General features: G+C 57.7%; 21 protein-coding genes and 1 tRNA gene. 13 read left to right on the top strand and 9 right to left on the bottom strand.

Going from position 1 to position 25,727, the window contains the following annotated elements:
- Positions 1 to 4: 4 nt before the first annotated feature.
- Together J2S31_RS03910 and J2S31_RS03905 are read right to left on the bottom strand one after the other, a co-directional pair.
- Entirely contained in the window at positions 5 to 1,696 is a 1,692-nt protein-coding gene (locus tag J2S31_RS03910) for an NADH-quinone oxidoreductase subunit 5 family protein (RefSeq protein ID WP_237097754.1), read from the bottom strand.
- A 148-nt stretch (positions 1,697 to 1,844) separates the two neighbouring features.
- Complete coding sequence (locus J2S31_RS03905) at positions 1,845 to 2,138, bottom strand: helix-turn-helix transcriptional regulator (protein ID WP_272908559.1); 294 nt, start codon at positions 2,136 to 2,138, stop codon at positions 1,845 to 1,847.
- 755 nt (positions 2,139 to 2,893) lie between these two features.
- Here J2S31_RS03905 and J2S31_RS03900 point away from each other — a divergent pair.
- On the top strand, positions 2,894 to 3,625 hold the full coding sequence (locus J2S31_RS03900) for a hypothetical protein (protein WP_237097752.1): 732 nt from the start codon (positions 2,894 to 2,896) through the stop codon (positions 3,623 to 3,625).
- Positions 3,626 to 3,948: 323 nt separating this feature from the next.
- On the opposite strand, the gene J2S31_RS03895 is transcribed toward J2S31_RS03900, so the two are convergent.
- A complete protein-coding gene (locus J2S31_RS03895; protein WP_237099889.1) occupies positions 3,949 to 4,374 on the bottom strand; it encodes a carboxymuconolactone decarboxylase family protein in 426 nt (141 codons plus the stop codon).
- A gap of 323 nt (positions 4,375 to 4,697) precedes the next feature.
- Positions 4,698 to 4,773: transfer RNA gene (locus J2S31_RS03890), tRNA-Ala, on the bottom strand.
- 214 nt (positions 4,774 to 4,987) lie between these two features.
- Here J2S31_RS03890 and J2S31_RS03885 point away from each other — a divergent pair.
- From J2S31_RS03885 to J2S31_RS03875, 3 genes are all read left to right on the top strand, one after another.
- On the top strand, positions 4,988 to 5,656 hold the full coding sequence (locus J2S31_RS03885) for a DUF502 domain-containing protein (RefSeq protein ID WP_237097751.1): 669 nt from the start codon (positions 4,988 to 4,990) through the stop codon (positions 5,654 to 5,656).
- Positions 5,653 to 6,327, top strand: a complete 675-nt coding sequence (locus J2S31_RS03880) for an RluA family pseudouridine synthase (protein ID WP_237097750.1) — start codon at positions 5,653 to 5,655, stop codon at positions 6,325 to 6,327. Before J2S31_RS03885 ends, J2S31_RS03880 begins: the two co-directional genes overlap by 4 nt.
- A 146-nt stretch (positions 6,328 to 6,473) precedes the next feature.
- A complete protein-coding gene (locus J2S31_RS03875; RefSeq protein WP_237097749.1) occupies positions 6,474 to 7,982 on the top strand; it encodes a caspase family protein in 1,509 nt (502 codons plus the stop codon).
- A gap of 24 nt (positions 7,983 to 8,006) precedes the next feature.
- Here the strand turns inward: J2S31_RS03875 and J2S31_RS03870 are convergent, their stop codons facing one another.
- Together J2S31_RS03870 and J2S31_RS03865 are read right to left on the bottom strand one after the other, a co-directional pair.
- A complete protein-coding gene (locus J2S31_RS03870; protein WP_237097748.1) occupies positions 8,007 to 11,264 on the bottom strand; it encodes an efflux RND transporter permease subunit in 3,258 nt (1,085 codons plus the stop codon).
- Positions 11,264 to 12,628, bottom strand: a complete 1,365-nt coding sequence (locus tag J2S31_RS03865) for an efflux RND transporter periplasmic adaptor subunit (protein ID WP_237097747.1) — start codon at positions 12,626 to 12,628, stop codon at positions 11,264 to 11,266. Before J2S31_RS03865 ends, J2S31_RS03870 begins: the two co-directional genes overlap by 1 nt.
- 357 nt (positions 12,629 to 12,985) lie before the next feature.
- On the opposite strand from J2S31_RS03865, the gene J2S31_RS03860 reads away from it, so the two are divergent.
- Together J2S31_RS03860 and J2S31_RS03855 are read left to right on the top strand one after the other, a co-directional pair.
- Positions 12,986 to 13,621: a TetR/AcrR family transcriptional regulator gene (locus J2S31_RS03860; RefSeq protein ID WP_237097746.1), complete on the top strand. Its 636-nt coding sequence runs from the start codon at positions 12,986 to 12,988 to the stop codon at positions 13,619 to 13,621.
- Positions 13,622 to 13,674: 53 nt separating this feature from the next.
- Positions 13,675 to 14,595, top strand: coding sequence for a class I SAM-dependent methyltransferase (locus J2S31_RS03855; protein ID WP_237097745.1), 921 nt, complete (start codon positions 13,675 to 13,677; stop codon positions 14,593 to 14,595).
- Between the two features lie 19 nt (positions 14,596 to 14,614).
- On the opposite strand, the gene J2S31_RS03850 is transcribed toward J2S31_RS03855, so the two are convergent.
- Together J2S31_RS03850 and J2S31_RS03845 are read right to left on the bottom strand one after the other, a co-directional pair.
- Positions 14,615 to 15,865: a formylglycine-generating enzyme family protein gene (locus tag J2S31_RS03850; RefSeq protein WP_237097744.1), complete on the bottom strand. Its 1,251-nt coding sequence runs from the start codon at positions 15,863 to 15,865 to the stop codon at positions 14,615 to 14,617.
- A 183-nt stretch (positions 15,866 to 16,048) separates the two neighbouring features.
- Positions 16,049 to 16,216: a hypothetical protein gene (locus J2S31_RS03845; protein WP_237097743.1), complete on the bottom strand. Its 168-nt coding sequence runs from the start codon at positions 16,214 to 16,216 to the stop codon at positions 16,049 to 16,051.
- A gap of 574 nt (positions 16,217 to 16,790) precedes the next feature.
- Between J2S31_RS03845 and J2S31_RS03840 the strand changes: the two genes are divergently transcribed.
- Complete coding sequence (locus J2S31_RS03840; protein WP_442939896.1) at positions 16,791 to 17,861, top strand: DegT/DnrJ/EryC1/StrS family aminotransferase; 1,071 nt, start codon at positions 16,791 to 16,793, stop codon at positions 17,859 to 17,861.
- 19 nt (positions 17,862 to 17,880) lie between these two features.
- Here the strand turns inward: J2S31_RS03840 and J2S31_RS03835 are convergent, their stop codons facing one another.
- On the bottom strand, positions 17,881 to 19,524 hold the full coding sequence (locus J2S31_RS03835; RefSeq protein ID WP_237097741.1) for an NAD+ synthase: 1,644 nt from the start codon (positions 19,522 to 19,524) through the stop codon (positions 17,881 to 17,883).
- Positions 19,525 to 19,718: 194 nt separating this feature from the next.
- On the opposite strand from J2S31_RS03835, the gene rfbB reads away from it, so the two are divergent.
- From rfbB to gmd, 6 genes are all read left to right on the top strand, one after another.
- The gene (rfbB, locus tag J2S31_RS03830) at positions 19,719 to 20,780 is read left to right on the top strand and encodes a dTDP-glucose 4,6-dehydratase (protein ID WP_237097740.1); all 1,062 of its coding nucleotides are present in this window, start codon (positions 19,719 to 19,721) and stop codon (positions 20,778 to 20,780) included.
- A gap of 10 nt (positions 20,781 to 20,790) precedes the next feature.
- Entirely contained in the window at positions 20,791 to 21,693 is a 903-nt protein-coding gene (gene rfbA, locus J2S31_RS03825; RefSeq protein ID WP_237097739.1) for a glucose-1-phosphate thymidylyltransferase RfbA, read from the top strand.
- 7 nt (positions 21,694 to 21,700) lie between these two features.
- Positions 21,701 to 22,633 (top strand): dTDP-4-dehydrorhamnose reductase, encoded by a 933-nt coding sequence (rfbD, locus tag J2S31_RS03820; RefSeq protein WP_237097738.1) that lies wholly within the window; start codon positions 21,701 to 21,703, stop codon positions 22,631 to 22,633.
- A gap of 96 nt (positions 22,634 to 22,729) precedes the next feature.
- Entirely contained in the window at positions 22,730 to 23,608 is an 879-nt protein-coding gene (locus tag J2S31_RS03815) for a polyprenol monophosphomannose synthase (RefSeq protein ID WP_237097737.1), read from the top strand.
- Positions 23,605 to 24,606 (top strand): GDP-mannose 4,6-dehydratase, encoded by a 1,002-nt coding sequence (locus J2S31_RS03810; protein WP_237097736.1) that lies wholly within the window; start codon positions 23,605 to 23,607, stop codon positions 24,604 to 24,606. Before J2S31_RS03815 ends, J2S31_RS03810 begins: the two co-directional genes overlap by 4 nt.
- A gap of 49 nt (positions 24,607 to 24,655) precedes the next feature.
- Entirely contained in the window at positions 24,656 to 25,723 is a 1,068-nt protein-coding gene (gene gmd / locus J2S31_RS03805; RefSeq protein ID WP_237097735.1) for a GDP-mannose 4,6-dehydratase, read from the top strand.
- The last annotated feature ends 4 nt before the right edge of the window (positions 25,724 to 25,727 follow it).

The raw sequence follows: 25,727 nt of genomic DNA, 5'->3' as shown, positions 1-25,727 counted from the left end.
TATTTTAAAAACGATGGGCTACTTTTTGAGCCAATCGCAACAGGTTATTGCCACACCGCACATACACCCGGTCCAGATAGAACCGGTTGATTAAAAGGATGTACAGGTGATTGCGAATTGAAAGGAGCCAGCTTTTGACAAAAATAGCCTGCCCCCTGGAATTGGTATAGGTAACGACCCAACCCAAAAAAATCAAAACCGTGGCCATCAATACAAGCATGTCAAAGACTTTTGGATTAAAAGCCGCGGCCTTGAAAAATCCTGCCGCCACACCTGGCTCAGGATAAATAAAGTGCGTGAAAACCTCACCGGCCCACAGATACATGAATACGATGAAAAACAGGGAGCCGATCATTGCGCTGACAACCGCCCAGGAGCCTACCGGATGAAGGCGATACAAGCTAAACATGGCTTGAGAGGCCGTCACCCAGCCGAAAAAAAGAAAAATCACGGCTCCATTCGCATCTTCCAGCGGAACATCCAGCATGTCATGCGCCAGCATAAGAATGATGAGAGGCATGATCAGCGTGAGGATCAAACCCGTGAGCCAGGTCAGTTGAGTGGGAGGCCTCACGGGTTCGTGCGCGGAAGAATCCGGGAATGCCGGCTCCTTGCGGGCTTCGTGAATGCCCTGCCCCGCCCTCAAAAACAACGTTGCCTTAAAAAGACCATGAGCGATCAAATGAAAGATGGCCAGCGCAAAGGCTCCGAGCCCGCATTCCATAATCATGTAGCCCATCTGCCCCATGGTCGAAAAGCCCAGGGTTTTCTTGATGTCGTTTTGCACCAGCATCATGGAAGCCCCGAACAGAACCGTCAGCACGCCAATCACAAAAATGACATGGAGTGTCGTCGGCGAGAGCGCATAGAAGGGAGCCAATCGATTCAATAAAAATCCACCCGCATTGACAATGCCCGCATGCATGAGGGCGGACACCGGGGTGGGCGAATCCATCGTGTCAGGCAACCATACGTGCAAAGGGAATTGGGCCGATTTGGCCATCGCGCCGACAAAAATGAACAGCGTGATCACAGAAACCGCACTGACATCGAACAGGTTCCCCGGCAACAGCGAAATCATTTGAGGCTGTGTGGCCGCCTGGAACAATCCGGCAAACTCCAGAGTGCCGAAATATTTCCACGCCAGAAAGATTCCGAAAAGAAAGCTTACGTCCCCGATGCGATGAACGAAGAAAGTTTTAAACGCATTCTTTCTTGCGTCCGGATGCGAATAGTTGAATGCGAGGATGAGGTAGAGGGCCCAGCTCAACAACGACCAGAACACAAACAACATGAACAGGTTCGAACTGCTGACCAGGGAAAGTATGACAAAGGTTATGAAACTCAACAGGGCGTAAAACCGCGCATAACCGGGGTCGCCCTCTAAATAACGGATCGAATAAACATGGATGACGGTACTGACACTCGTGATCAATACCATCATGACAGCGGTAAGACGATCAATCAAAAGCCCGAACTTGAATACGGCAGAGCTTTCAGGGTTGATCGGCCATAACGGAATATGAATTGGCCCATGGACACTCACCTCATAGAGAGTCCAGGCGGAAAGAAAAAACGAAAGCGTTATTGCAACCACCCCCGTCCTGGCCACATGAGATTCCATGCGCTTGCCAAGGAAGCCGATGAGGATGGCCGCCAAAAGCGGAAATAGAATGATGAAAATTTGAATTGTCATGGCGTAATTATTGTCCTTGCCCGGTTTAAGCTTTGGATTCCTCCAAAAGCTTCTCAGGTCCAATAATTAAAATGGATTAAAGCCAGAATGATTTAATTGCAGCCTCGTCTAAAGTTGGTCCCATGCGGGATTGATAATTCGCGTCATGTTATTTATTAATAAGCCGTATCAGGTCGCGCACATGCCGATGTTTCTCAATGGAATGCCGCAGAGGCTTTCGGCTGAAAACCTTGTACACGTTTCTCCTGCCGTCACGATGATGCTCCAGGTACCCGTCCGCTTCCAGTTCAACAATGATGCGTTGAACGGCACGTTCCGTGATGCCAACCTCCACCGCAATGTCTCGTATGCGTTCAGACGGGTTTTTGGCCAGGCACAACAGCACGTGCGCATGATTCGTTAAAAACGTCCACGAAGGCGTCACCGTTTTTCCTCTATTCATCAAGATACTATTGAGAACACGCAGGATTTATAAAACTCAACCTGTGCCTCCCAATTTGCCCAATTAATAGAAATACCTCGAATTCATAATAGAAGAAGTACGATACACGAAATCCATTTCGCCAGTCAATAAGTTTTTGGAAAGATTCAAATGAGCCTGCCTTTTCCAGATAGAACTTCAAATAAGTATGGACACGGCCTCGGAGCCGTCACGAGGAATAAACATTTGAATCGATGATCGTCAAGACGCAATCAGTAGGAAAAGCAGATGATCACGGCGGGACAAACTCTTATTCCGCGACAGATTTCACTGATTCCCTTTTTAGAAATGGAAGCGATAAGCAGAAGATGTGGCCAATAAAAGCTAAGAACGAAAGGCGTAGAGCCTTCACGCCATTGATTCCAAACCAGACAAAGCCGCATCTCTGCATTGGAGGGCTATAAATACTAACCTGCAAATTCCTAAAGCACAGATGATCGAACCCATTCGGGTCCTTCAAAACACAGCACTCAGGAAATAGAATTTTTGATCGCGCAGTTTGTCGCACATTCATTTCCATTATTTGATCGGGGTGAAACCAGAGGTTTCTGAAACGAGCCTCTCCCTCTCGAATGCCTTCCTGAACAATTCCCGCAGCAAGAGCCATTGAAACCAGTTGGATATATTTTGATTCTCAATTAAACGAACCCGGTTTATATTCAACAGGCACGATTGTGAAATTTCCGATAGTCCAAGCTTCAGGAGCCGCGCCGGCCATGCCTATCACCAATAAGGAATCAGGAACGAACATTGTTGAAATTGCAAAACGGATTTACCGCATCAACACCCCGGTTCCGCCCAGCACGATATCCGGAGGCTTTTCCTTCAATCAGTACTTCATTGCCGACAAGGAACCGTTGCTGTTTCATACCGGCCCGAAGAAACTGTTCAAGCTGGTACACGATGCGGTTGGCAGCGTGATGCCGGTTGAAAATCTCCGCTACATTGCCTTTTCACATGTTGAAGCGGACGAGTGCGGATCTCTGAACGATTGGCTGGATGCCGCTCCGAATGCCGTGCCCCTTTGCGGAAAGGTCGGCGCCATGGTTTCCGTCAGCGATATGACCGACCGCCCCGTCCGCGCCATGGCCGATGGTGAGGAGGTTTCTTTAGGAACATGCCGGGTAAAATGGTTCGACACCCCTCATCTACCCCATTCCTGGGAATGCGGCTATTTGATGGAAATGGAATCCCGCACCTTATTTTGCGGAGATCTTTTTACTCAGGGGGGACACGAAAACCCGGCCATTACCGAGGAAGATATTCTCGCGCCGAGCGAGATGTTCCGGCGCCAGATGGATTACTATTCCCATACCAAAAACGCCCGGCCGCTTCTGGAAAAACTTGCCGCGGAAAATCCGACCACTCTGGCCTGCATGCACGGAAGCGCCTGGAAAGGGGATGGCGGCAACCTGCTTCGCGCTCTGGCCGACTCGCTGGAAGCATAACCTCGTCCTTCGATCCGCAACTTCAAATTCAAGATACCCCGCCAAAACCCGCGTCCTGCGATCCCCCGGGCACATCCCAAAATAAAAGGGCCCGGCGGTCTTCGCCAAGCCCTTTAAAGTTAAGTAGAGCCAGATTATCGGGGAGACGGTTTACGAAATATAATGAGTTGCCGAACCCAAACCAGTTTCCATGCCGGGTGCCAGCACCCTTGTAAGGGGAGAAAGAAATCGCAGGATTCGAAACAGGTTGTTAACAGGCTGGCCCGCCTTTTGGCTTCCCCTTGTTGCAAAGCCTGCATGCACAGGTATCAATGAGGTTCATTTCACTTGAAAAATTCAGACAAGAATTCATTGTATTTTCGCATCGCCCCTTTTTTAACCATCTGTCCAATTTCAATTGCTTTCTGAATATCTTCGGTTTCAGCTTCAAGTTTCTTAGCTTCCCCAGCATGATATTCAAGGCAGGGCTGGCAATTAGCTGTCACCGAGGCCCCGATTGCGATCAACTCCTCAATCCTGTCATCCACAACCAAACCTTTTCGCTTTCCCTTTACCATTTCAGCGCCACCTTGTTTTGACAAAACGCCATACAATTTCTTGGTGAGCTGACTTCTCTTTTCAGGAGACAATTTTGCAAACATCATTTCGAGGCATTCAGGCATCATCTCCATCAGCATTTCCGGCGGGAAACCTTCCATCATTTTTTCCTTCATTTTCCCAACCTCTCCCGTTTTTCCGCAGTCCATCATTTTTTTCACCCCCCTTCCCTTTCCAAAAGCTCATTGAGCAGATAACCCGGATTATCCTTACTTGTAATTTAGGCTCTGCCGTTCCTTTTGACAACTTAACGAAAGGGCCCGGGCTGACGGGGTGAGAATGCGCGCCCTGCCATTTGCCCGTAAAAATCCCTGCAAGTGGGCACAGACACTTCAAACAAAAAAGGGTTACGGCTTTCACCGTAACCCTTTATAAATAAATGTAGAGTTGAGGGGGTTTGAGCGGACGGCCCACAAGACGCGATAAAAAAAGCGGCTGAACACAACGCCATTCCACGTTGCGTCCAGCCGCAAGCTGGTGGAGCTGAGGGGGATCGAACCCCTGACCTCTTGAATGCCATTCAAGCGCGCTCCCAGCTGCGCCACAGCCCCAAATTCCAGTTTTTGCGTTCGTTTTCCCCGATCTTACCAGAACTTTCCTTTCCTGCAAGCCCAATTTTTTCGGGACCTTGCTCCCTCGCCTTCCCCCTTGCCAAGCCACTCGCCACCTTTATATAATGAAACCCATATCGCTCCCCCGGATGCCGCATCTCACCGGGCACAGCAACCCCGGCCCCGCGGCCGTCCGACATTTTCCAGGGATTCCGTGTTTACCGATTTCAAACGGCGACTGCGCAACGTCTTCATCACCGGGCTCCTCGTCACCCTGCCCATCGCGTTCACCGTCTTCATCCTGAACTTCCTGTTCAAGATGCTGGACAACTGGCTGTCGCCGATGTTCACCAAACTGCTCATCTTCGCCGGCGCGCCCATTCCGCCGGATTTCCGCCTGCCCGGCCTCGGCGTCATCATGACGCTCCTGTTCATTTTCCTGATCGGCATCTTCACCAAAAACATCTTCGGCGCCAAGCTGGTGGAGGTGTGGGAAACCATCGTCGAGAAGATCCCCATCGTGCGGAGCATCTACACCGGCGCCAAACAGGTGGTCACCACCATCGCGCAGACCGATACCAAGGCTTTCAGCAAGGTGGTGATGGTCGAGTTCCCGCGCCGCGGCATTTATTCGCTCGGTTTCGTCACCAACGAAACCCGCGGCGAGGTGCAGGCGCTCACCGACGAGGACCTCATCAACGTGTTCGTGCCCACCACGCCGAACCCCACCTCCGGCTTCCTCGTCTTCGTGGCGAAGGAGGACGTGACGGTGCTTTCGATGACGGTGGAAGAAGGCCTCAAGTTCATCATCTCCTGCGGCATCGTCACCCCGCCCTATCTGCCCGGCAAGGAAGCCGAAGCCAAACGGAACCTGCCGGTGTGAAGGATTCCGCCGTCCCCGACCTCCACATCCTGTACGTGGACAACCATCTTATCGCCGTGGACAAACCGGCCGGCGTGCTGACGCAATCGGATGCCCCCGGCGCGCCCAACCTCCTCGACCAGACCCGCGACTGGATCAAAAACGAATACGGCAAACCGGGAAAGGTGTACTTGGGATTGGTGCACCGGCTGGACCGGCCGGTCTCCGGCGTCGTCCTGTTCGCGCGCACGTCGAAAGCGGCATCGCGCCTGTCCGAACAGTTCCGCAACCACACCGCGCGCAAGTTTTATCTGGCTCGGGTCGAAGGCACTCCGGAAAAAGAAACCGACCGTCTGGTGCATTATTTAAGGAAGGAAAAGTCGATAAAAACCACGGTGTTCCCGCGCCCGACGCCGGAAGCAAAACAAGCCGAACTCACCTACACCGTGCTGGAGAAAAAAGGCGGGACCTCCTTACTGGAAGTGGAATTGCACACCGGGCGCTTCCACCAGATCCGCGCCCAACTCGCGTTCATCGGGCATCCCCTGGTGGGCGACGCCAAGTACCGCGCCAAGTCCACACTGCCGGAAGGCCGCATCGCCCTGCACGCGCACCGGCTGATCGTGACTCATCCCGTCACCAAAGAACCCCTCACCCTCGAAAGCCCCACCCCCGAAGAGAAGACTGGTTGACTTAGAGCCGCCTTGATTGACAACCCCGGCGCAGGCCTTATACTTTTTATAAACTCCGAATTTGAAAAGTACCGACCATGCGCTCCCGAAGCGGAATCACACAGCCTGCTTGCTCTACTGATCCCGGTCCCTCACCGTGTCCGCTGTTGAAGCTTCTCGTCTTTATCCTTGTATCCAGCTTTCTTGCCGCCTGCAGCAGCACCATCGATTCCGAACTGACCCACAACAAATATTCAGGACAGGAAACGCTCCCGGAAACCCGGTACGATCTGACCGCCCTCCTTCTCATTCCTGAGGAAATGGAGGCCAAGGTGTTCAACAAACTGGAAATCGGCGACGGCCTCACTCACCTGCTCCAGGAAACGCTGGGAGAGGTATTCGCGCAAGTGGACATGCAGGACGCGGACAAAGAGTTCCCGGCTTCCGGTTATGGCATCCTGCTCTATCCCGAATTCGTGGGCGAAACGCAGTATTTTGAACTCAAGCTGACGGGCAAAGACCCCTTAACGAAAGAAACCATTTTTCAGGTCGAAACCCACGGGCGCTCTACCCTGAACGAACGCACCCTGAATCCGGCGATGGACGTGGCGGCCGCGCTCCGCACGCTGGGACTTTCCACCCCGTCGAGCATCGACGACTACCGCGAAGCCCAGTACCGGACCAAGATCAGTCTGGAGCGATCCATCATCGCCGCCACCATCAAACTGGCCAACGCCGTCTCGATGCACCCCAGCCTGGCGCAAAACCCGCGCGTTCAACCGGAGGACACGCAGGTCGCGTCCCATCAAAAAATGAAATCACGCTTTGCACCCGGCACCCTTTCCGGCGCGGGACGGTTTTCGAACGATCCCAGCCAGCAGATCCCCATCGGCAAATCCGCCGGCCGGGATGACATCGCCCTCCTCATCGGCAATCGAACGTATCTGAAAAAAGGAATCCCGAAGGTGGAGCACGCGCACCGCGACCTGGAGATGGTCAAGACCTACCTCATCCGCACCATGGGGTTTTACCCGGACAACATCATCACCTATGAAGACGCCACCAAAGGCGATTTCGCCACGCTGTTCGGCACGGCGCGCGACCACCGCGGCAAGCTGTTCCGCTGGGTGAAACCCGGCGTGAGCCGCGTGTTCATTTACTATACAGGGCATGGCATCCCCGGAGTGACAGGGGAGGAGTTGTACTTCGTTCCGGTGGACGCCGACCTCGACTACATTTCACAGTCCGGGTTTTCGGTTTCGCTGTTCTATGAGAACCTTAAAAAGATACCCGCGCAGGAAACCGTGATCGTGCTCGACACCTGTTTCTCCGGCAGGACCCCCAGCGGCGTTTTGTTCGAGCGGACCAGCACCATCGTCCCCGTTCCGCAATCGCACCCGATGCCGTTATCCAACACAGCGGTGCTGACCAGCGCGCAGAACGACCAGGTCAGCACCTGGCTGGATAAGGAAGGGCACAGCCTGTACACGTATTTTTTTCTGCTGGGACTGAAGGGGCAGGCCGATCTCAATCAGGACCGCATCATCACCACAGGCGAGATGAACGAGTACCTCGTTCAGGAAGTGCCCTACATGGCCCGCCGGGTGGCGGACAAGGAACAGCTTCCCAAGCTGGAAGGCCGTAAAGACCTCGTGCTGGCCATTCTGGAAAACTGATAAAAGATTCGATCCTCGCTGGAATCACTGCGCCGGTTGCTGGGCGGTGGGGGGAGTGGCATCTTCCAGCGAATCTTTGACCAGGTCTTCCTTTCGCGTGTGGATGCCGAGGTCGGTCATCAATGAAATCAAAACCGGCACCAGGAACAGCGTGAAGAACGTGGAGAACACCAGCCCGCCGATGAGCGCCGTGCCCATGCCGCGATAGAGTTCCGTCCCCGCACCTTCGCCGAATGCCAGCGGCATCATGCCCGACACGGAGGAAATGACCGTCATCATGATGGGACGCAAGCGCGTCTGGCACGAGGTCGCCAAAGCTTCCCGTTCATCCATGCCGGCGCGCACGTTGTTCAGCATCTGGTGCACGATGAGGATGGCGTTGTTCACCACGATGCCCGCGAGGATGATCACGCCCAACTGCGTCAGGATGTCAAAGGTGATCCAGTTCCAGTCCTCCAGCATGGCTGCCGGGTTTTCCACGTTGAACTCTTTGAGGTATTCGCGGATGTTGCCTTTCTGGTACTCGTTGTTCAAAACGATGCCAAAGAACGACCCCGAAACCGCCAGCACCACGGTGAGCAGAACGATGAACGGCCGGATGAATGATTTGAACAGCGCCACCAGCAGTAAGTAAATGAACCCCACCGCGTAATAAAAACTGTTGAGCAGGGACTCCTCCGTGGATGCGAGGTCGTCCGCCGAGCCACCGACACGCAGGCCGTAATCCGAAGACAACGTCTGCCGCGTGGGTTTCAGCACCTCGTTTTCGATGTTGTCGATGACCTGTTGCATGGGCGAGGATTTTTTCACCTGCACCAGCAGGGTGATGGCGCGTTCCTTTTCGATGTGGTCGATGCGCGCGGGTCCTGCGGCGATGTCGATATCCGCCAGATGCCCGAGGTTGGTCATCAACCCATCCTCCGTCCACACCGGGAGAGCCTTGTAATCGTTCAACCCCAGCGTGCCCTGGTTGCGTTGCACGAGGACGAAGTCGATCGGTTCGCCCTGGTCGTTGAACTCGCCCAGGTACGTCCCCGCGTTCAACGACTCGATGATGTCACCGATCTCCGGCACACCCATGTCCAGCCGCGCGTCGTTGGCACGGCGCGGGATGAAGCGCAACTCGGGGTTGCCGAATTTGAATTCCGGCCGCACGGAATGCACGCCGCTCATGCCGGAAATTTTACCGATCATTTGCAGAGCCACGTCCTTCAACTTGAACATGTCGGGGCCGGTGATCTCCAGGTCAAACTGCTTAGACGCCGACTGGAAGATGGGCCGCTGAACGGCGAAGGCAAAACGGTAGCCGGGGATTTTGAAAATCCTCTGCCCCATCTCGTCCGATTTCACCGCCATCTTCACCTCGCCGCGCTGACCGCGCGCCAGATCCTCTTTAATGATGGCGCCGCCGCCGTTGAATCCGTTCGAAAACACGAGAAAGTTGTCTACCACGTCGTCCATCTGCACGATTTCTTTTTCGTAGTCGGCGATGTACTTCATGTTCTCATCCACACGCGTGCCCGCCACCGGTTCGATGAACATGAATACCATGTTGTTGTTGCCATACGGCATGTAGTCGCGTTGCGGCAGGATGGTCACGCTCCAGATGAGAAGCACCACGACCCCGCCCACGACGCCGAACTTGAGCACCGTTTTTCCCGGACCGTATGCCAGCAGGCGGTGCATGATGCGTCCGTATGTCCAGTGCACGCCCTTGCCGAACTGCACCACCGGCCACAGCACCTTGCGGTGGAAAAATCCCGGTTCGTACTCTTCGCCGGGCTTCAGGCGGATGAGGAGCGTCGTCAACGTCGGGATGACGCTGATCGACACCAACAGCGACAACGCAATGCTGGCGCTGATGGTGATGGCGATGTCGCGGAACAATTGCCCCGCTTCCTCCTCGATGAACACAATAGGCAAAAACACCGCGAGCGTGGTCAACGTCGATGACAGCACCGCGCCCCACACTTCCACCGTGCCGTCGTACGCCGCTTTCAACACGCCCTTCTTCATGGTGAGGTGGCGGTAGATGTTTTCCAGCACGACGATGGAGTTGTCCACCACCATGCCCACGGCGAACGCCATGCCCGCAAGCGAGATGATGTTGATACTCCGGTCGAGTACCTTGAGAATGATGAACACCGCCACCAGGCTGGTGGGAATGCTGATGGCGACAATCAACACCGAGCGCAGCGATCCCAGAAACAACAGCAGGACCACCACCGCGAGCGTCGCACCCAATGCGAGGTTGGATTTCACCAGGTACATCGCCTCATTGATATAGGCCACGTCCTGGTACACGATCTTGAGTCGCATGGGAATGCCGCGGTTGAGAAGCTCCCGGTTCAGATCGTCCACCGCTTGTGCCGACAGGTTGCAGGTCTGCACCACGTTCGCCCCGGGTTGGCGGATGATGCCGAAGGCATTCGACAGGCGGCCGTTGATGCGCACCAGCGAGGTGGTGCGCTTGAACCCGTCCACCACCGTGGCGAAATCGCTCACCTTGATGGTCTTGTCGCCGTCGCGCTTGATGACGGTTTTCATGATGTCGGCCGGGCTGGTGAACTCGCCCAGCGTACGCACGGTGTACTCGCGGTGCGTTTCATCGTGAAACCCGGCGCGGGTGTTCTGGTTTTCGTCGGAGAGGCGTTTGATGATCTCGCCGTACGTCAGGTGCAGGCGCGCTACAGAATAGGGATCGAACTCCACGCGCATCTCCCGTTCCTCGCCGCCGAAGTGCCACACTTCGGACACACCATCCACCCGTTGCAGAAAGGGCACGATGATGTCCTCGCCCACCTTGTACATGTAGTTCTGGCCGATGTCCGGCATGGCGGGATCCGGTTTCTCAACGATGATCCACATGATGGGATTGGAATTGTCCGTCGAGACTGATTTCATCACCGGTTTTTCGGCGAGCACCGGCAGGTCCTTTACCTGTTGCAGTTTGTTGTTGACGTCGATGGTCGCGGTGTTCTTGTCCACGCCCCAGTCGAACTCGAGCGTGATGGTGCTCTCTCCATGCTTGCTGACGGAGGTCATCTTCTTGAGGCCCTCGACGTTCTCCAGCTCGTCCTCAATGCGGCGGGTGATGTTGCGCTCCACTTCGTTCGGCGACAGGCCGCGATACTCGGTCGTCACCTTGATCAGCGGCTTGTCCACGGTGGGGGTGAGCTGGCGCGGCAGGATATTGTAGCAGATGGCGCCGATCACCGCCACCAGCACCACGGCGACGGTCACCGTGTGGTAGTTGCGTATGGAATGGTCAACCAGCTTCATCAGGTTTCCGAATCTTGGGAAGGCTTCGGCGCCTTGTTGGTTTCCGCTGAGTTGAACGGCGGCTCCGCCTTCGGTTCCGGATTGGTGATGAGCACCTTCGCGCCCGGGAACACCGCCCCCGATCCGCGCATGATCAAATTCACCTGCGGGGTCAACTGGTGCGTGAAGTCATCGATCTCCACCAATCCCTCATGTTCCTTGAATGCGCGCACCGGCACCAGCTTGGCCTTGCCTTCTTCCACAACATAAACCACCGTTCCCTGCTCACCAATGACCAGTGAGATGGCCGGTACGTGCTTGACGTTTTTGCGCGTATCGAAACGGATTTTCGCTTCCAGCGTGAGTCCCGGGAACAACGCGGGGTTGGCATCGGGCAGGTCGATCTGCACCTGGATGTTGCCCGAGAAAATGTTGGCGTCGGGAATCACGCGCACCGTATTGCGCAGGTTGTGATTGAGTTGAAAGCGGAGGCCGAGATCCACCACATGAAACTCCGCGGAAGAAATGTGCTGCAATTTATTGCGGTAGCTCTGCGGCAACTCCAGCACTGCCTTCAGCCTGGACGATCCGATCATCTCGATGACCGCCGTGCCGGGTGAGGCGAACGCGCCCACCTCGATGCGCTTGGCGATCACCACGCCATCGAACGGCGCCAGGATTTTCGTCTTCGACAAATCGAGCTTCGCCAGGCGCAACTGCTGGGTGACGCTGTCGAGGTTCGATTTCGCCTGCAGGATGTCCTCATCGCGCGAACGCGTGCCCGCCTTCAACGCCGCCTGGCTGGCGCGGAGCGATTCCCGCGCCCGCTGGACGCGGTCCACCGCCTCATCCAGAGACGACTGCGGCACCACGCCGTCTGCCACCAGCTTGCGGAAGCGGGACTCTTCCTTGATCGCAAGTTCGAGCGCACTTTCATCGGCTTTCAACTGCGCTTCCAGCTTTTCCTTGTCCTCCGGACGCGCGCCGGTGAGCGTCTTTTCATATTCCTTCCGGGCTTTCGCCTGCTCCGCCTCCAGCCGCCGGACCTCCAACTCATATTGACGCGAATCGATGGAAGCGATCACACTTCCGGCGCGGAGGGTCTGCCCTTCTTCAACGGGCAGACGTCGCACACGCCCTTCCACCTCGGCGGTGATGATGACCCGCTGTTCGGCGGCGATATTGCCCACGGTGCGGATTTCATCGACGACATCCTTGATGATCACCTTGCCCACCTGTACCGGCAGTTGCAGCTCCCGCCGTTGCGGACGCACCTCTTCCGACTCCGGTTGTGGACAGGCGGAGATAAACAGGACGCCCCCCAACACCGCTCCCAGAAATAGAAGGGAAACCCAGCGCCCCGGCTTTTGGCTGTCGTCGCTCAATTCAAATCCTGCATAACAAGTGATTGTTTTTATTATCGTCTATTGGAACGTCGAATACAAAAAAATAGCTGTGCGGCCCCCCTTCGGTGTTCGTGTTGCCACTCCAGACCGCGGGGTTGTCTTGTGCAATGGGATTGACCAGCAGAGAGACGCGGGAAAACAGGTAGCCTGTAACTTATCGGAAACACCGCACTTCACTTGACCTTGCACCTGTTCCATTTACGGGTCGACGCATGGCCGTAAAAAGCGGGACTTCCGCCGGACGTCCGATTAAATATTTTAGTAAACGCTAAAAATATATGCTACCCTTTGTATGAAAGTCAACCCATTTTTTAATGAACGCTCAATAAATAGATCATGACACGCGGACGTCCAAGAAATTTTGACAAGACCCAGGCGCTGGACACCGCTTTGCATTTGTTCTGGCGGCACGGCTACGAAGGCACCTCCATTGCCCTCCTGGCGGAAGCCATTGGCGTGAACCCACCCAGCTTGTACGCCGCTTTCGGCAACAAAGAAGATTTGTTCCTTCAGGCAATCGAACGTTACGCCGAGGTCAACGGCCACATTTACCACGACGCGCTCAAAAAGGAGACGGTCCGCGAAGTGGTGGAAAGCATCCTTGCAGGTGAAGTGGAGTTGATCACGCGCCGTGGTTCTCCCAATGGATGCCTCATGATCCAGGGCGCCCTGGTGGCCAGCCCGGAATCGGAAAAAATCTGTCAAATGATGGCAAAGATGCGCGGCATGGCGGAAGGCTGGATCGCCAAACGGTTCGAACAGGCAAAAACGGAAGGCGACCTCCCTGCCGACTGCGACTGCAGAGCGCTGGCGTGTTACCTGATGACCCTCAACTCCGGTCTTGCGGTGCAGGCGAAAAGTGGCGTCAGCAAGAAACAGCTTTTGAAAGTGGTGGACCTCATTCTTGAAAGCTGGCCCGTGCCCGGCAAAAAAATTCCCTCTTCCACCTCCACCGTCCGGCAGGCGTCCTGAACGACTCACAGCCATCGTCCTCCTTTTCCGATTGATGTGATATCATTCCACGCATGAACCGCCTTTCTTCAACCACTCTTCCTTCATATACGGAACGTTACCCCATAGATGGGTTCGATTACCGTCTTCTCGATTCCGGCAACGGGCGCAAACTGGAACAGTTCGGTGCGCACCGCTTCATCCGTCCTGCGCCGCAGGCCATCTGGCCTGTTCGCCTGGCGAAAGAGGAATGGGATGAGGCCGTCTCCGAATACACCTATTCGAAGGGAAAGGACTACGGTGGCGAGTGGCACAATCGACCCGGTGTGCCGAAAGATGCGTGGCGGCTGACCTGCCAGGATTTGATCTTCGAGATCAAGCCCACCGGCTTCGGCCACATGGGCTTGTTTCCGGAACAGGCGGCGCACTGGTTGTGGATTCGCGATTTTCTGAAATCCCTGCCGGACGGTCATCCCAAAAACGTGCTCAACATTTTCGGTTATACCGGGGCCAGCACGCTGGCCGCCGCGGCAGGCGGGGCGAGCGTGGCGCATGTGGATTCGTCCAAGGCCTCGGTCAACTGGGCGCGCAAAAACCTGGAGATCTCCGGCCTCGGCGACCGCACCGTGCGCTGGTACGTGGACGACGTGTTGAAATTTTTAAAACGGGAACACAGCCGCGAACGGTTTTACGAAGGAATCATCCTGGATCCACCCACGTTCGGGCGCGGGGCCAAGGGGGAAGTGTGGAAAATCGAGAAGGACCTGCCGCAACTCCTGCAGAGGTGCCGCAACGTGCTCAGCCGCGAACCGCGCTTCATCCTGTTCACCACGCATTCGCCGGGTTTCTCCGCGCTGACGCTCAAGAACATGATGTTGAACTACCTGGTGGAGCCGAACAGCGGACAGTTCGATGCAGGCGAGATGTACCTGCACAACGAAGAACAGGGCTACCACATCCCCAGCGGCTTCTACAGCCTGTGGTGGCGGGACTGAGCCCGCACCCACTCCGGCTTCAGTTCATCGGCTTCACACAACGAAACCCGACGCCGGGGTTGCGAAAGTCCGGCAGGAACGCCGCGCGGTTGGAACTGCGCAGGAATCCGGCGGTGGTGTTCCAGGCGCCGCCACGCACCACCTTGTTGTCCAGCGGGCGCGGTCCCTTGGGATTGTCCTTGGGACTGGACCGGTAGTAGTTTTCGTCCATCCAGTCGGCGGTCCATTCCGCCACGTTGCCCGCCATGTCATGCAGACCATAGGGGTTCGGTTTGAACTGCCCCACCGGCGCGGTGGTGCGGTAACCGTCATCGATGGCGGCAACGCGGATGTTGAGTTCGCAGGCCGTATCACAGAAATTCGCTTCGTTGCCTTTCACCGTGTCGCCCCAGTAAAAATGCGACTGGGTGCCGCCGCGCGCCGCGTATTCCCATTCCGCTTCCGTCGGCAGGCGCTTGCCCTGCTTCTCGCAATACTGACTGGCTTCGTTCCAGGTGAGGCTCTCCACCGGCAGGTTGGCGCCGATGTGGTCCGAGGGGTTGCGGTCCATCACCGCCTGAAACTGGGCCTGCGTCACTTCATGCTTGTCCATCTGGAAGGCATCGACGCACACCTCGTGCACCGGTTTTTCAGCGGGCGTGCCCTGCTCGCTTCCCATCTTGAAACAGCCACCCGGGATGTTCACCATCTCCCCGCCGCCGCCAGCGCCTTCCTGGGCGATCATTGCTTTCTGAATCTGGGTTTTAAGCAGTTCGACCTGCTGGTACACCGCGCGCAGAACGCCCTTGTACTTGAGCGTCACCACCGATTGCGGCACCAGCTCCATGCGGTTCTTTTCCTTGAAGAACAGGCGGTAGTGCGGGATGGGCTCGTTGCCCTTGATGTCCACATAGTTCCGCATGTTGCTGTTGGTGCGCTGGGGCGGCAGCACGATTTCATCCACCAGCTCCGCCTCCTCGCCTTCCGACGATCCCTTGCGGTACACCATCACCGTGCGACCGCCGGAGATGGGCATGGCCAGCACCCGGTTCACCAGATTGAGCGCCTCGTCGTATTTTTTGAAAATGGTTTTGACCTGGGCCAGGGAGTGTAAAACGCGGGGATTGTTCGGATCTTTTTCCAGCGCCTGCTCGTAGAGCTTTTCCGCTACCGGGTATTCTTTTTTATCGAAAGACTGGTCGGCCTCCCGGATCAACGCTTCCGTGTTGTCAGTGGAAGCCTGAGAAGGGGCCGGAATACCCAGAAGCCACAACGCGGCTCCAGCAAACATCAGACATCGCAGAACGGAGAATGAACGGTCTTTCCAATTGACCCACATGGGAGGCTCCAAAGCTGGTGAGTGAATATTCGGTATTTGAGTTAGGGAAGTATATACCATCCCCATGACAGCGACAACCAAGACAGGGTAAAAAACCGGAAGGCGGGTGAAGGGAAACCCTTGAATCGGTTCGGCTTATTTGCCGGATGGCGGGTCCGGCGGGGCGGTGGGCGGATTTTTTTCGGGCTTTTTGCTCGCGTCCTGCCGGGCCCGGGTTTTTTTCAGCTCGTTCCAGTCGTCTTCCGGCTTTTTCTTTTTCTGAAAGCGGTCGCGCTTGGGAAAGTAATTGATTTCATCGATCATAAATACGTCTCCGGGATTCCTTCCCGTTTTCACAACGGTGCATGGTACAATCGTCGATTTGAACAACCATTGTGCCATGCCTCCGGCACATCCACAAACCCTTTACCAGTCTCTTCTCGCCATGCAATTTCTTCTGTTCGACGACTACGTCATTCATGCAGTGCAGACTCAGGACACGCAGGTGCTGGAGCGGTGCAACCGGCGCGACATGCAGGCCTGGGTGATGGCCTCTTCCGTGCCGCTCATCCTGGAGCGCCTGTCCGCCACCGGCAAAGCAGATGAATCCCGCAAGGCGCTGGGCGATTTTCTCTCCGCCGTCACGCTCATGCCGGTGACGGGCGAGGAGTTGAAGTCCGGACTGAAATCCGGCGCCCCGGCGTATTCCCATACACTCGCGCTGGAACTCGCCGCGCGCTACAAATTGCAGGGCATCGTCACCACGCAACCGGCGGCGTTCCCCAAGTCGGACATGGCGGTGATCACCCCGGCACAACTGGACGGTGTTCTGGCCGAAGCGGCGCAACCGGAACCGGCAGTGCCGCTGCTCAACATCCTCGCCACCTACCCGCAGATCATGGAAGGCGCGGAAGCGGCGTGGATGTCGGTCATCCGGTCGGGATATTTCATCCTCGGCCCGCAGGTCGAACAACTGGAACAGGAAATGGCCGCGTACTGCGGCGTGTCCAATGCGTTGGGAGTGTCTTCCGGCACCGACGCGCTTCTACTCGCGCTCATGACGGCGGACATCGGTGCAGGCGACGAGGTCATCACCACGCCCTTCACCTTCTTCGCCACGGCGGGATCGATCTCCCGCACCGGTGCGAAACCGGTGTTCGTGGACATCCAACCGGACTCGTTCAACATCGATCCGGAAAAAATCGAAGCGGCGATCACCCCGAACACACGCGCCATCATGCCCGTCCACCTGTACGGCCAGTGCGCCGACATGGACGCGATCAACGCCATTGCCCAAAAACACAACCTGCTGGTCTTCGAGGACGCGGCGCAGGCCAGCGGCGCGACGCACAAAGGCAGGCAGGCGGGGTCGATGGGCGATTTCGGTTGCTACAGCTTCTTCCCGACAAAAAATCTGGGCGGCTTCGGCGACGGCGGCATGGTGACGGTGCGGGACGCGGCTCTGTTCGAGAAATCCAAAATCCTGCGCGTGCACGGCTCCGCACCCAAGTACTACCACAAACTGATCGGCGGCAACTTCCGCATCGACGCCCTGCAGGCGGCGGTGCTCCGCGCCAAACTGCCGTTCCTCGACACGTGGCTGGCGTTCCGCAGAGGCAACGCACACCGCTACACCCAACTGTTTACCGAAGCGGGACTGGACACAGTCGTCGGCCTGCCGCCGGAAGTGGTGCCCGGCCATACCTTCAACCAGTACGTCATCCGCGTGAGAGACGGCAAACGCGACGCCCTACGCGCGGCCCTGGCTGAAAAGAAAATCATGACGGAGATTTATTACCCCGTGCCCCTGCACCTGCAGGAGTGCTTCGCCGATCTGGGTTACAAGGCAGGTGACTTCCCCGTCTCGGAGCAGGCGGCCGACGAGGTACTGGCGCTTCCCGCCGCCAACGAGGTGACGGAGGCTCAGCAGAAACACGTGGTCGCCGCCATCCGCGCTTTCTTCAAATAGGCATATTAAGGAAAGAAACTCATTCGCCCGGACGGTACCGCTGGGCGATGGGCAGGCGGCGCCCACTGCCGAAGGCTTTGGACGTCACGCGCAGGCCCGGCGCGGCCTGTTTGCGTTTGTACTCGTTGTTGTCCACCTTGCGGATGATCTCCCGCACCAGTTCCGCGTCGAACCCTTTCTCCACCAGCTCCCGCGGCGAAAGGTGGCCTTCGATATAGCCTTCAAGAATCGGATCGAGAATCTCGTACGGCGGCAGGCTGTCCTGATCGATTTGGTTGGGACGCAACTCCGCCGTCGGCGGACGCTTCAGGATGTTATCCGGAATGACCTCGCGTCCGCGGTTGATCCACCGCGCCAGTTGATACACTTTCATCTTGGGCACGTCGGAGATCACCGCGAGGCCCCCCGCCATGTCGCCGTACAACGTGCAGTAGCCCACCGCCATCTCGCTTTTGTTGCCGGTGGAAAGCACCATGCTCCCCGTGCGATTCGACACCGCCATCAGGATGTTGCCGCGGATGCGCGCCTGGATGTTCTCTTCCGTCACGTCCTCCGGCCCTTCGCCCAACAGCGGCGCCAGGGTCTTTTTGTAAGTGTCGAACAATTCGCGGATCGGCACCACGGAATACGCGATGCCGAGGTTGGCCGCCAGTTGTTCGGCGTCGGTCACGCTCACCGGTGCGGTGTAATACGACGGCATGCTGACGCCCCGCACGTTCTCCGCGCCCAGCGCGTGCATGGCAACCACGGCGACCACGGCAGAATCGATGCCGCCCGACAGGCCGATCACGGCTTTCGAGTACCCGCACTTGTACAAATAATCGCGCACGCCCAGCACCAGCGCACGGAACATCTCTTCCTCTTCCGACTCACACGGCGGGCGCACCGTGCCTTCACCCGTTTTGAAATCGACCATCACCAGGTCTTCTTCAAATCCCTTTGCCTGCGCGAGAATGTTGCCCCGGTTATCGAGGGCGAAGCTGTGCCCGTCGAACACGAGGTCGTCATTGCCGCCGACCTGGTTGACCAGCACCAGCGGCACGCCGGTTTCTTTCACAATGTGGCGGGCCAGTTCCTGCCTTGTGCGCCAGCGCCGCGTGCAGTAAGGCGATGCGGAGATGTTGATCAATGCCTGCATGCCCGAATCGGCCAGCTCCTGCACCGGGTTGCGGTGATAGGGGCCGTGATCGTAAAAGCCCGCGTAATTCCACATGTCCTCGCACACGGTGATCCCCACCTTGAGGCCGTTCCAGTCGAGAAGCTGAACGCACTCGCCAGGAGAGAAATACCGCAACTCGTCGAACACGTCGTAGTCGGGGAGCAGGAGCTTGTCCGCGCGCAAAAGAATTTTCCCATTCTGAAATACGGTGGCGGTGTTGGTCAGACGTTTGCCCACGGAGCCGTTGTTCTCACCGACGTGTCCCAGCACCACGGCGGGACCGGTGAGCGTCTGCACCAGCGCGTCCAGGGCGCGCCGACTCTGGATGAGGAAATCGGTTTTGTTGAGCAGGTCCTTGGGCGGGTAGCCGGACAGGGCCAGTTCGGAAAACACCACCATCTCCGCCCCGTCCGCCCTGGCGCGTTCGTGCGCCAGGCGGATCTTGCGCACGTTGCCTTCCAGGTCGCCGATGGTGGGATTGATTTGCGCCAGCGCGATCTTCAAAAAAAGCTTTCCTTATATAAGGAGATTCCAAATCGTGCCCGTCCGGACGGACATAGACCCGATAGCTTTGTTTATCATAACTTAGCCCGTGGTACAATGTGACCGGGAATTCCGGGGTTTGGCGTCACCAATCTAATGTAAAAACCAAAAATTTCCGAAAAGAAACATATCGGGTGCACTCACTGGGAATTTTCATGAAAACCTACCTCATAACCGGCGGCGCGGGCTTCATCGGCGGCAACTTCGTGCTGGGATTGCTACGCCGCGGCGACGTGAAGGTGGTCAACCTCGACGCCCTGACCTACGCCGGCAACCTGGACACGCTGTCCCCGGTTATGGACGATCCACGTCATGTGTTCGTGCACGGCGACCTCCGCGACCGCGCGCTTTTGAAAGACCTGTTCGCCGGGCACCAGCCGCAGGCGGTGGTGAACTTCGCCGCCGAATCGCACGTGGACCGCTCCATCGACCAGCCCGGCGATTTCATCCAGACCAACGTCGTCGGTACGTTCGAACTGCTGGAAGCGGCACGCGGGTACTGGAACGCCCTGCCCACACCTGAGCAAAACGCATTCCGGTTTCTGCACGTCTCCACCGACGAAGTGTACGGATCGCTCGGCGCAACAGGCGCGTTCACCGAAACCACGCCGTATGCGCCGAACTCGCCCTACTCCGCATCGAAGGCCGCGGCCGATCACCTGGTGCGTGCCTACCACCACACCTACAACCTGCCGACCCTCACCACCAATTGTTCGAACAACTACGGCCCGTACCAGTTTCCGGAGAAGCTGATCCCGCTCGCCCTGCAGAAAGCCCTGAACGGCGAACCGATCCCGGTGTACGGCGACGGCAAGCAGGTGCGCGACTGGCTGTATGTGGAGGATCACTGCCAAGCGGTGGAGTGCGTCCTGCAAAAAGGAAAACCCGGCGAGGTGTACAACATCGGCGGTCACGGCGAGAAAACGAATCTGGAAGTGGTGCAGACGCTCTGCCGCCTGCTGGACGAGATGGTCCCGAACTCGCCGCACATACCGCACGCGCGGCTCATCACCTTCGTCGAGGACCGGCCGGGTCATGACCGGCGTTATGCCATCGACCCGGCGAAGATTCAAACCGAACTCGGCTGGAAGCCGGACGAGAGTTTCGATTCCGGCCTGCGCAAAACCGTACAGTGGTACCTGGACCACCGCGAATGGGTCGAACGCGTGACCACAGGCGCGTATCGCGGCGAACGGCTGGGACTTTCCAAACCCTGAGGCTGAAACGATGATCAACAAAGGCATCATACTGGCAGGAGGGACCGGGTCGCGGCTCTACCCGCTGACCCTCGCGGTCAGCAAACAGCTTCTGCCGCTCTATGACAAGCCGATGATCTATTACCCGCTCTCCACCCTCATGCAGGCGGGCATCCGCGATATCCTCATCATCACCACGCCGCACGACCAACCGCAATTCCAGAATCTGCTGAAAGACGGCAGTCAGTGGGGACTCAACCTCCGATACGCGGTGCAACCGGAGCCGAAGGGCCTGGCGCAGGCGTTCATCATCGGAAAGGACTTCATCAGCAACGACGGGTGCAGTCTCATCCTCGGCGATAATTTTTATTACGGGGAAGGACTCGACCGCATGGTGCAGGCGGCAAGCCGCCAGCCATCCGGCGGCACGGTGTTCGGCTACTGGGTGAACAATCCACAGGATTACGGCGTGGTGGAGTTCGACAAAAACGGCCGCGCGGTGAGCCTGGAGGAAAAACCGAAACAACCGCGCTCCAATTACGCCGTCACCGGGCTTTACTTTTACGACAACGAGGTGGTGAACATCGCCGCCGGATTGAAGCCGTCCGCGCGCGGCGAGTTGGAGATCACCGACGTCAACCGGCATTACCTGGACCGGCAGGCACTCCAGGTGCAGATCATGGGGCGCGGCTTCGCATGGCTGGACACGGGATCGCACGAGGCCCTGCTCGAGGCCAACACTTTTGTCGAGACCATTGAGCGGCGGCAGGGTTTGAAGATCGCGTGCCCGGAGGAAATCGCGTTTCAGAACGGATGGATCGACACCGCGCAGTTGGAAAAGCTGGCCGCGCTGTATGGTCACAATGGCTACGGCGCATACCTGCTCGGCCTGACCGGACGCAACACGCCGCCGGGCATGCACATTTTAAAATAACAGACCGATGACCGAGAGCATCCACAATCCCGCACGCCGCATCCTGTTGACCGGAAAGACCGGGCAGATCGGCCGCGAGCTGTGGTCCTTTCTGGACACTTTCGGCGACGTGCGCGCGCCCTCTTCCAGCGAACTCGATTTCACCCGGCCCGACGCCTTGCGGAAATACCTGATGGACTGGCGGCCGCACCTCATCATCAACGCCGCCGCCTACACGCAGGTCGACCGCGCGGAAGAAGAACGCGACCTCGCCATGACCGTCAATGGCACCGCGCCGAAAGTGATGGCCGAGTGCGCCGCCAAACTCGGTGCGGCGATGGTGCATTACTCCACCGACTACGTGTTCGACGGCACCAAGCACGGATTCTACAAGGAAACCGACGCGCCCAACCCGCAAAACGTGTACGGCATCACCAAAGCCACCGGCGACGCCGCCATCCAGAAGGCAGGCTGTCCGCATTTGATTTTCCGCACAAGCTGGGTGTACGGTCTGCACGGCCACAACTTTCTGTTGACCATGCAGCGCCTTGCCCGCGAACAGGACGAGATCTGCGTGGTGAACGACCAGATCGGCTCGCCAACGTGGAGCCGCCTGATCGCCCAGTCCACCGCCAACATCCTCGAACAGGTGTTGAGCGACCGCGCGCCGGGAGACGTGAGCGGCATCGAGAAGGCTTCCGGCATTTACAACCTGACGTGCACCGGCTGGACAAGCTGGTACGGCTTTGCCCGAGCCATCTTCGACACCCTGCCGGAAGAGGAACGGCCCCGATTGAGACCCATCCCGACCCGCGATTACCCCGCGCCCGCGCCGCGCCCGGCCAACTCCGTCCTGTCCGTCGAAAAATTGCGCGCCGAGTTCGGCATCATCCTGCCCGACTGGCAGGGTGCGCTGACATTCTGCCTCAACAACCAGACCGCTCCCGACCCCGCCGCCTGAACCGCCGCGTCAAGATTCATTTGTCAGATCGCCGATCGGCCGTTAACCTGTTTTATGGAATACAAACCCGCACAAACCGCATCCGCTTGAGGAGTCATGGCGCGCATCCTGGTCTTCACCGCAACGTACAACGAGGCGGACAACATTGAAGCGCTGATCGAGGGCATCCGCCGCTACGTCGCCGACGCCGACATTCTGGTGGTGGACGACGCCTCGCCCGACGGCACCGGCGACCTGCTGGACCGGCTGGCCGAGCGTGAAAAAAAACTGCACGTCGTGCACCGGCCGGGCAAGCTGGGTCTCGGCACCGCGCACCTGTTCGCCATGCAGTTCGCAATTCTTCATGACTACGATATCCTCATCACGATGGACGCCGACTTCTCGCACAATCCACAATACCTGCCGACATTATTGAAACTGATGGAGGAAAACGATTTCGTCATCGGCTCGCGCTACATTTCCGGCGGGCGATGCGACTACGGATTCGTGCGCACACTCGTGAGCCGCACCGCCAACACGCTGGTGCACCTTCTGCTCAATATCCCGACGCACGAGACCACGACTTCGTACCGTGGTTTTCGCGTGAGCCTGCTTAAGCGCATGGACCTGAACTCACTGCGCTCGGAAGGCTATTCGTTTTTCATGGAATCGATTTTCCTCGTTCACCGCGCCACAAAAAAAATGGCGGAGTTTCCGATCCACTTCGAGGACCGGCGGGCCGGTCAATCGAAAATCTCCAAACGCGAGATCATCAAGGCCATGCTGAACCTGTTGCGGGTCGCGTTCCGCCGGTGCTTCGTCCTGCCGTGGTCCGGCAATCACCGGCACGCCGAGCACCCCCTTGCCGTCACCGGGTGCAAGCACTGCCAGTCGCCCCACTCCATGGAATTGGCGCGGAATGAAACCCTGACCCGGAGGAAGTGCCTGCATTGCGGGTACCTGTTCGACCAGAAAATGAAAATGGAGATCGCATGAAGACCGCATTCATCACCGGCATTTCCGGGCAGGATGGCAGTTACCTGGCGGAGTACCTTCTCGAACAAAACTACACCGTGCACGGGCTGATCCGCCCCGGCCCGGCGGAGCAGATGGAGCCGTCGCTGTGGCGTCTGCACGCGGTGCGAAACCGCCTCACCCTGCACGCCGCACCGCTTCTCAACACGCAGGCGTTGACCGGGATACTGAAAGACGTGCAACCGGACGAATGCTATCACCTCGCCGCCCAGAGTTTCGCCGGCGATTCTCCGCATTCGGAGATGGAAACCTTTCAGACCAACGTGGACGGCACACACAGCGTTCTGCTTGCCATCCGCAACGCCGCGCCCCATTGCCGCGCGTTCTTCGCCGGGTCGGCGCAGATGTTCGGCGATGCGCCGCATGCGCCGCAGACGGAGGCGACGCCGTTTCGCCCGATCAACCTCTACGGCGTCTCCAAGGTCGCGGCGTACGACCTGGTTCAATATTACATGCGGCACCACCACCTGTTCGTCAGCACGGGGTTGCTGTACAACCACGAATCGCCGCGGCGCAGTTTCGAATTCGTGACGCGCAAGATCACCGCTTCCGCCGCGCGCATCAAGCTCGGCTTGCAGAAGGAGTTGCGCCTGGGCAATCTCGACAGCGTGCGCGACTGGGGATTCGCCGGTGACTACGTCATCGCCATGCACGCCGCGCTCAACGTGGATGCGCCCGGCGATTACGTGATCGCCACGGGCGAGACGCACCGCATCCGCGATTTTCTCGAACGGGTATTTGCCGAGCTGGGACTGGAAGTCGAACCGTATGTCGTGCAGGACGAGGAATTTTTCCGTCCCACGGAAAAAGTGCCGCTGGTCGGCGATGCCACCCGCGCTCACGAGCGCCTGGGCTGGGAACCGAAGATGCCGTTCGAGGATTGGGTGCGGCAGATGGTGTGGGCGGACATGGATTACTTCCAGAAGCTGACCGCGGGAGGAAAACTCTCCGAAAAATGATGTTTGCCTTTATACTGAATTTCACGAAAAAAACTTTTTGGACTCAACAATGAAACAGGCGCTCATCACCGGCATCACGGGGCAGGACGGCAGTTATCTGGCGGAATTTCTGCTGGAGAAAGGCTACCACGTGCACGGCATCGTTCGCCGCTCCAGCACATTCAACCGCGGGCGCATCGAGCACCTGCGGGAAGGGCGAAGCGGCGCGGGCCAACTGTCTTTGCACTATGCGGACCTGACCGACTCCTCCAGCCTGAACAAGCTGGTGGTGCAGATCCGCCCGGACGAAGTTTACAACCTGGCGGCGCAGAGCCACGTCGGCATCAGCTTCCAGATGCCGGAGTACACCAGTGAGGTGGTGGGCATCGGCGCCATGCGCCTGCTCGACGCCCTGCACGCCACGGGGCTCACCGACCGCGTCCGCTTTTACCAGGCCTCGACGAGCGAGCTCTACGGTCACGCACTGGAAACGCCGCAGACGGAGTCCACCCCCTTTTACCCGCGCAGTCCGTATGGATGCGCCAAGCTGTATGCACACTGGATCACCATCAACTACCGCGAAGCCTACGGCATGTTCGCGTGTTGCGGCATCCTGTTCAATCACGAATCACCGCGACGCGGCGAGAACTTCGTGACGCGCAAGATCACGTTGTCGTTGGCGCAGATGCTGGCGGGCAAGCTGGACGTGTTGACGCTGGGCAACCTGGATGCGAAACGCGACTGGGGTTTCGCCGGCGATTACGTGGAAGGCATGTGGCAGATGCTCCAGCAGGACCGGCCGGACGACTATATCCTCGCCACCGGAGAACAACACAGCGTGCGCGAGTTCGTGGAGACCGCGTTCGGGCACTGCGGCATCGAACTGCAATGGGAAGGTGCGGGAACGGAAGAAGTCGGGCGCGACAAGACAACCGGCCGCGTGCAGGTGCGGATCGATCCCAAATTTTACCGTCCGGCGGAAGTGCACTCCTTGATCGGCGACGCCGGCAAGGCAAAGACGCAGTTGGGATGGAAGCCAAAGACCTCGTTTGAGAAACTGGTGCAGGACATGGTGGAAAGCGACCTGGCGCGTTACGGACTGAACCGCGCGGACGTCCTCAACGTCGCGAAAGCGTGAAGCG

Source organism: Nitrospina gracilis Nb-211, assembly GCF_021845525.1.
Classification (GTDB): Bacteria; Nitrospinota; Nitrospinia; order Nitrospinales; family Nitrospinaceae; genus Nitrospina; species Nitrospina gracilis_A.
Note: the sequence above shows the minus strand (reverse complement) of the source record. Positions and strands in the feature narration are given on the sequence as shown.

Coding starts and splice junctions, on each gene's coding strand:
- J2S31_RS03910 (WP_237097754.1), bottom strand. CDS start 1,696: ATGACAATTCAAATTTTCATCATTCTATTTCCGCTTTTGGCGGCCATC.
- J2S31_RS03905 (WP_272908559.1), bottom strand. CDS start 2,138: ATGAATAGAGGAAAAACGGTGACGCCTTCGTGGACGTTTTTAACGAAT.
- J2S31_RS03900 (WP_237097752.1), top strand. CDS start 2,894: ATGCCTATCACCAATAAGGAATCAGGAACGAACATTGTTGAAATTGCA.
- J2S31_RS03895 (WP_237099889.1), bottom strand. CDS start 4,374: ATGATGGACTGCGGAAAAACGGGAGAGGTTGGGAAAATGAAGGAAAAA.
- J2S31_RS03870 (WP_237097748.1), bottom strand. CDS start 11,264: ATGAAGCTGGTTGACCATTCCATACGCAACTACCACACGGTGACCGTC.
- J2S31_RS03860 (WP_237097746.1), top strand. CDS start 12,986: ATGACACGCGGACGTCCAAGAAATTTTGACAAGACCCAGGCGCTGGAC.
- J2S31_RS03855 (WP_237097745.1), top strand. CDS start 13,675: ATGAACCGCCTTTCTTCAACCACTCTTCCTTCATATACGGAACGTTAC.
- J2S31_RS03850 (WP_237097744.1), bottom strand. CDS start 15,865: ATGTTTGCTGGAGCCGCGTTGTGGCTTCTGGGTATTCCGGCCCCTTCT.
- J2S31_RS03845 (WP_237097743.1), bottom strand. CDS start 16,216: ATGATCGATGAAATCAATTACTTTCCCAAGCGCGACCGCTTTCAGAAA.
- J2S31_RS03840 (WP_442939896.1), top strand. CDS start 16,791: ATGGAAGGCGCGGAAGCGGCGTGGATGTCGGTCATCCGGTCGGGATAT.
- rfbB (WP_237097740.1), top strand. CDS start 19,719: ATGAAAACCTACCTCATAACCGGCGGCGCGGGCTTCATCGGCGGCAAC.
- rfbA (WP_237097739.1), top strand. CDS start 20,791: ATGATCAACAAAGGCATCATACTGGCAGGAGGGACCGGGTCGCGGCTC.
- rfbD (WP_237097738.1), top strand. CDS start 21,701: ATGACCGAGAGCATCCACAATCCCGCACGCCGCATCCTGTTGACCGGA.
- J2S31_RS03815 (WP_237097737.1), top strand. CDS start 22,730: ATGGCGCGCATCCTGGTCTTCACCGCAACGTACAACGAGGCGGACAAC.
- J2S31_RS03810 (WP_237097736.1), top strand. CDS start 23,605: ATGAAGACCGCATTCATCACCGGCATTTCCGGGCAGGATGGCAGTTAC.
- gmd (WP_237097735.1), top strand. CDS start 24,656: ATGAAACAGGCGCTCATCACCGGCATCACGGGGCAGGACGGCAGTTAT.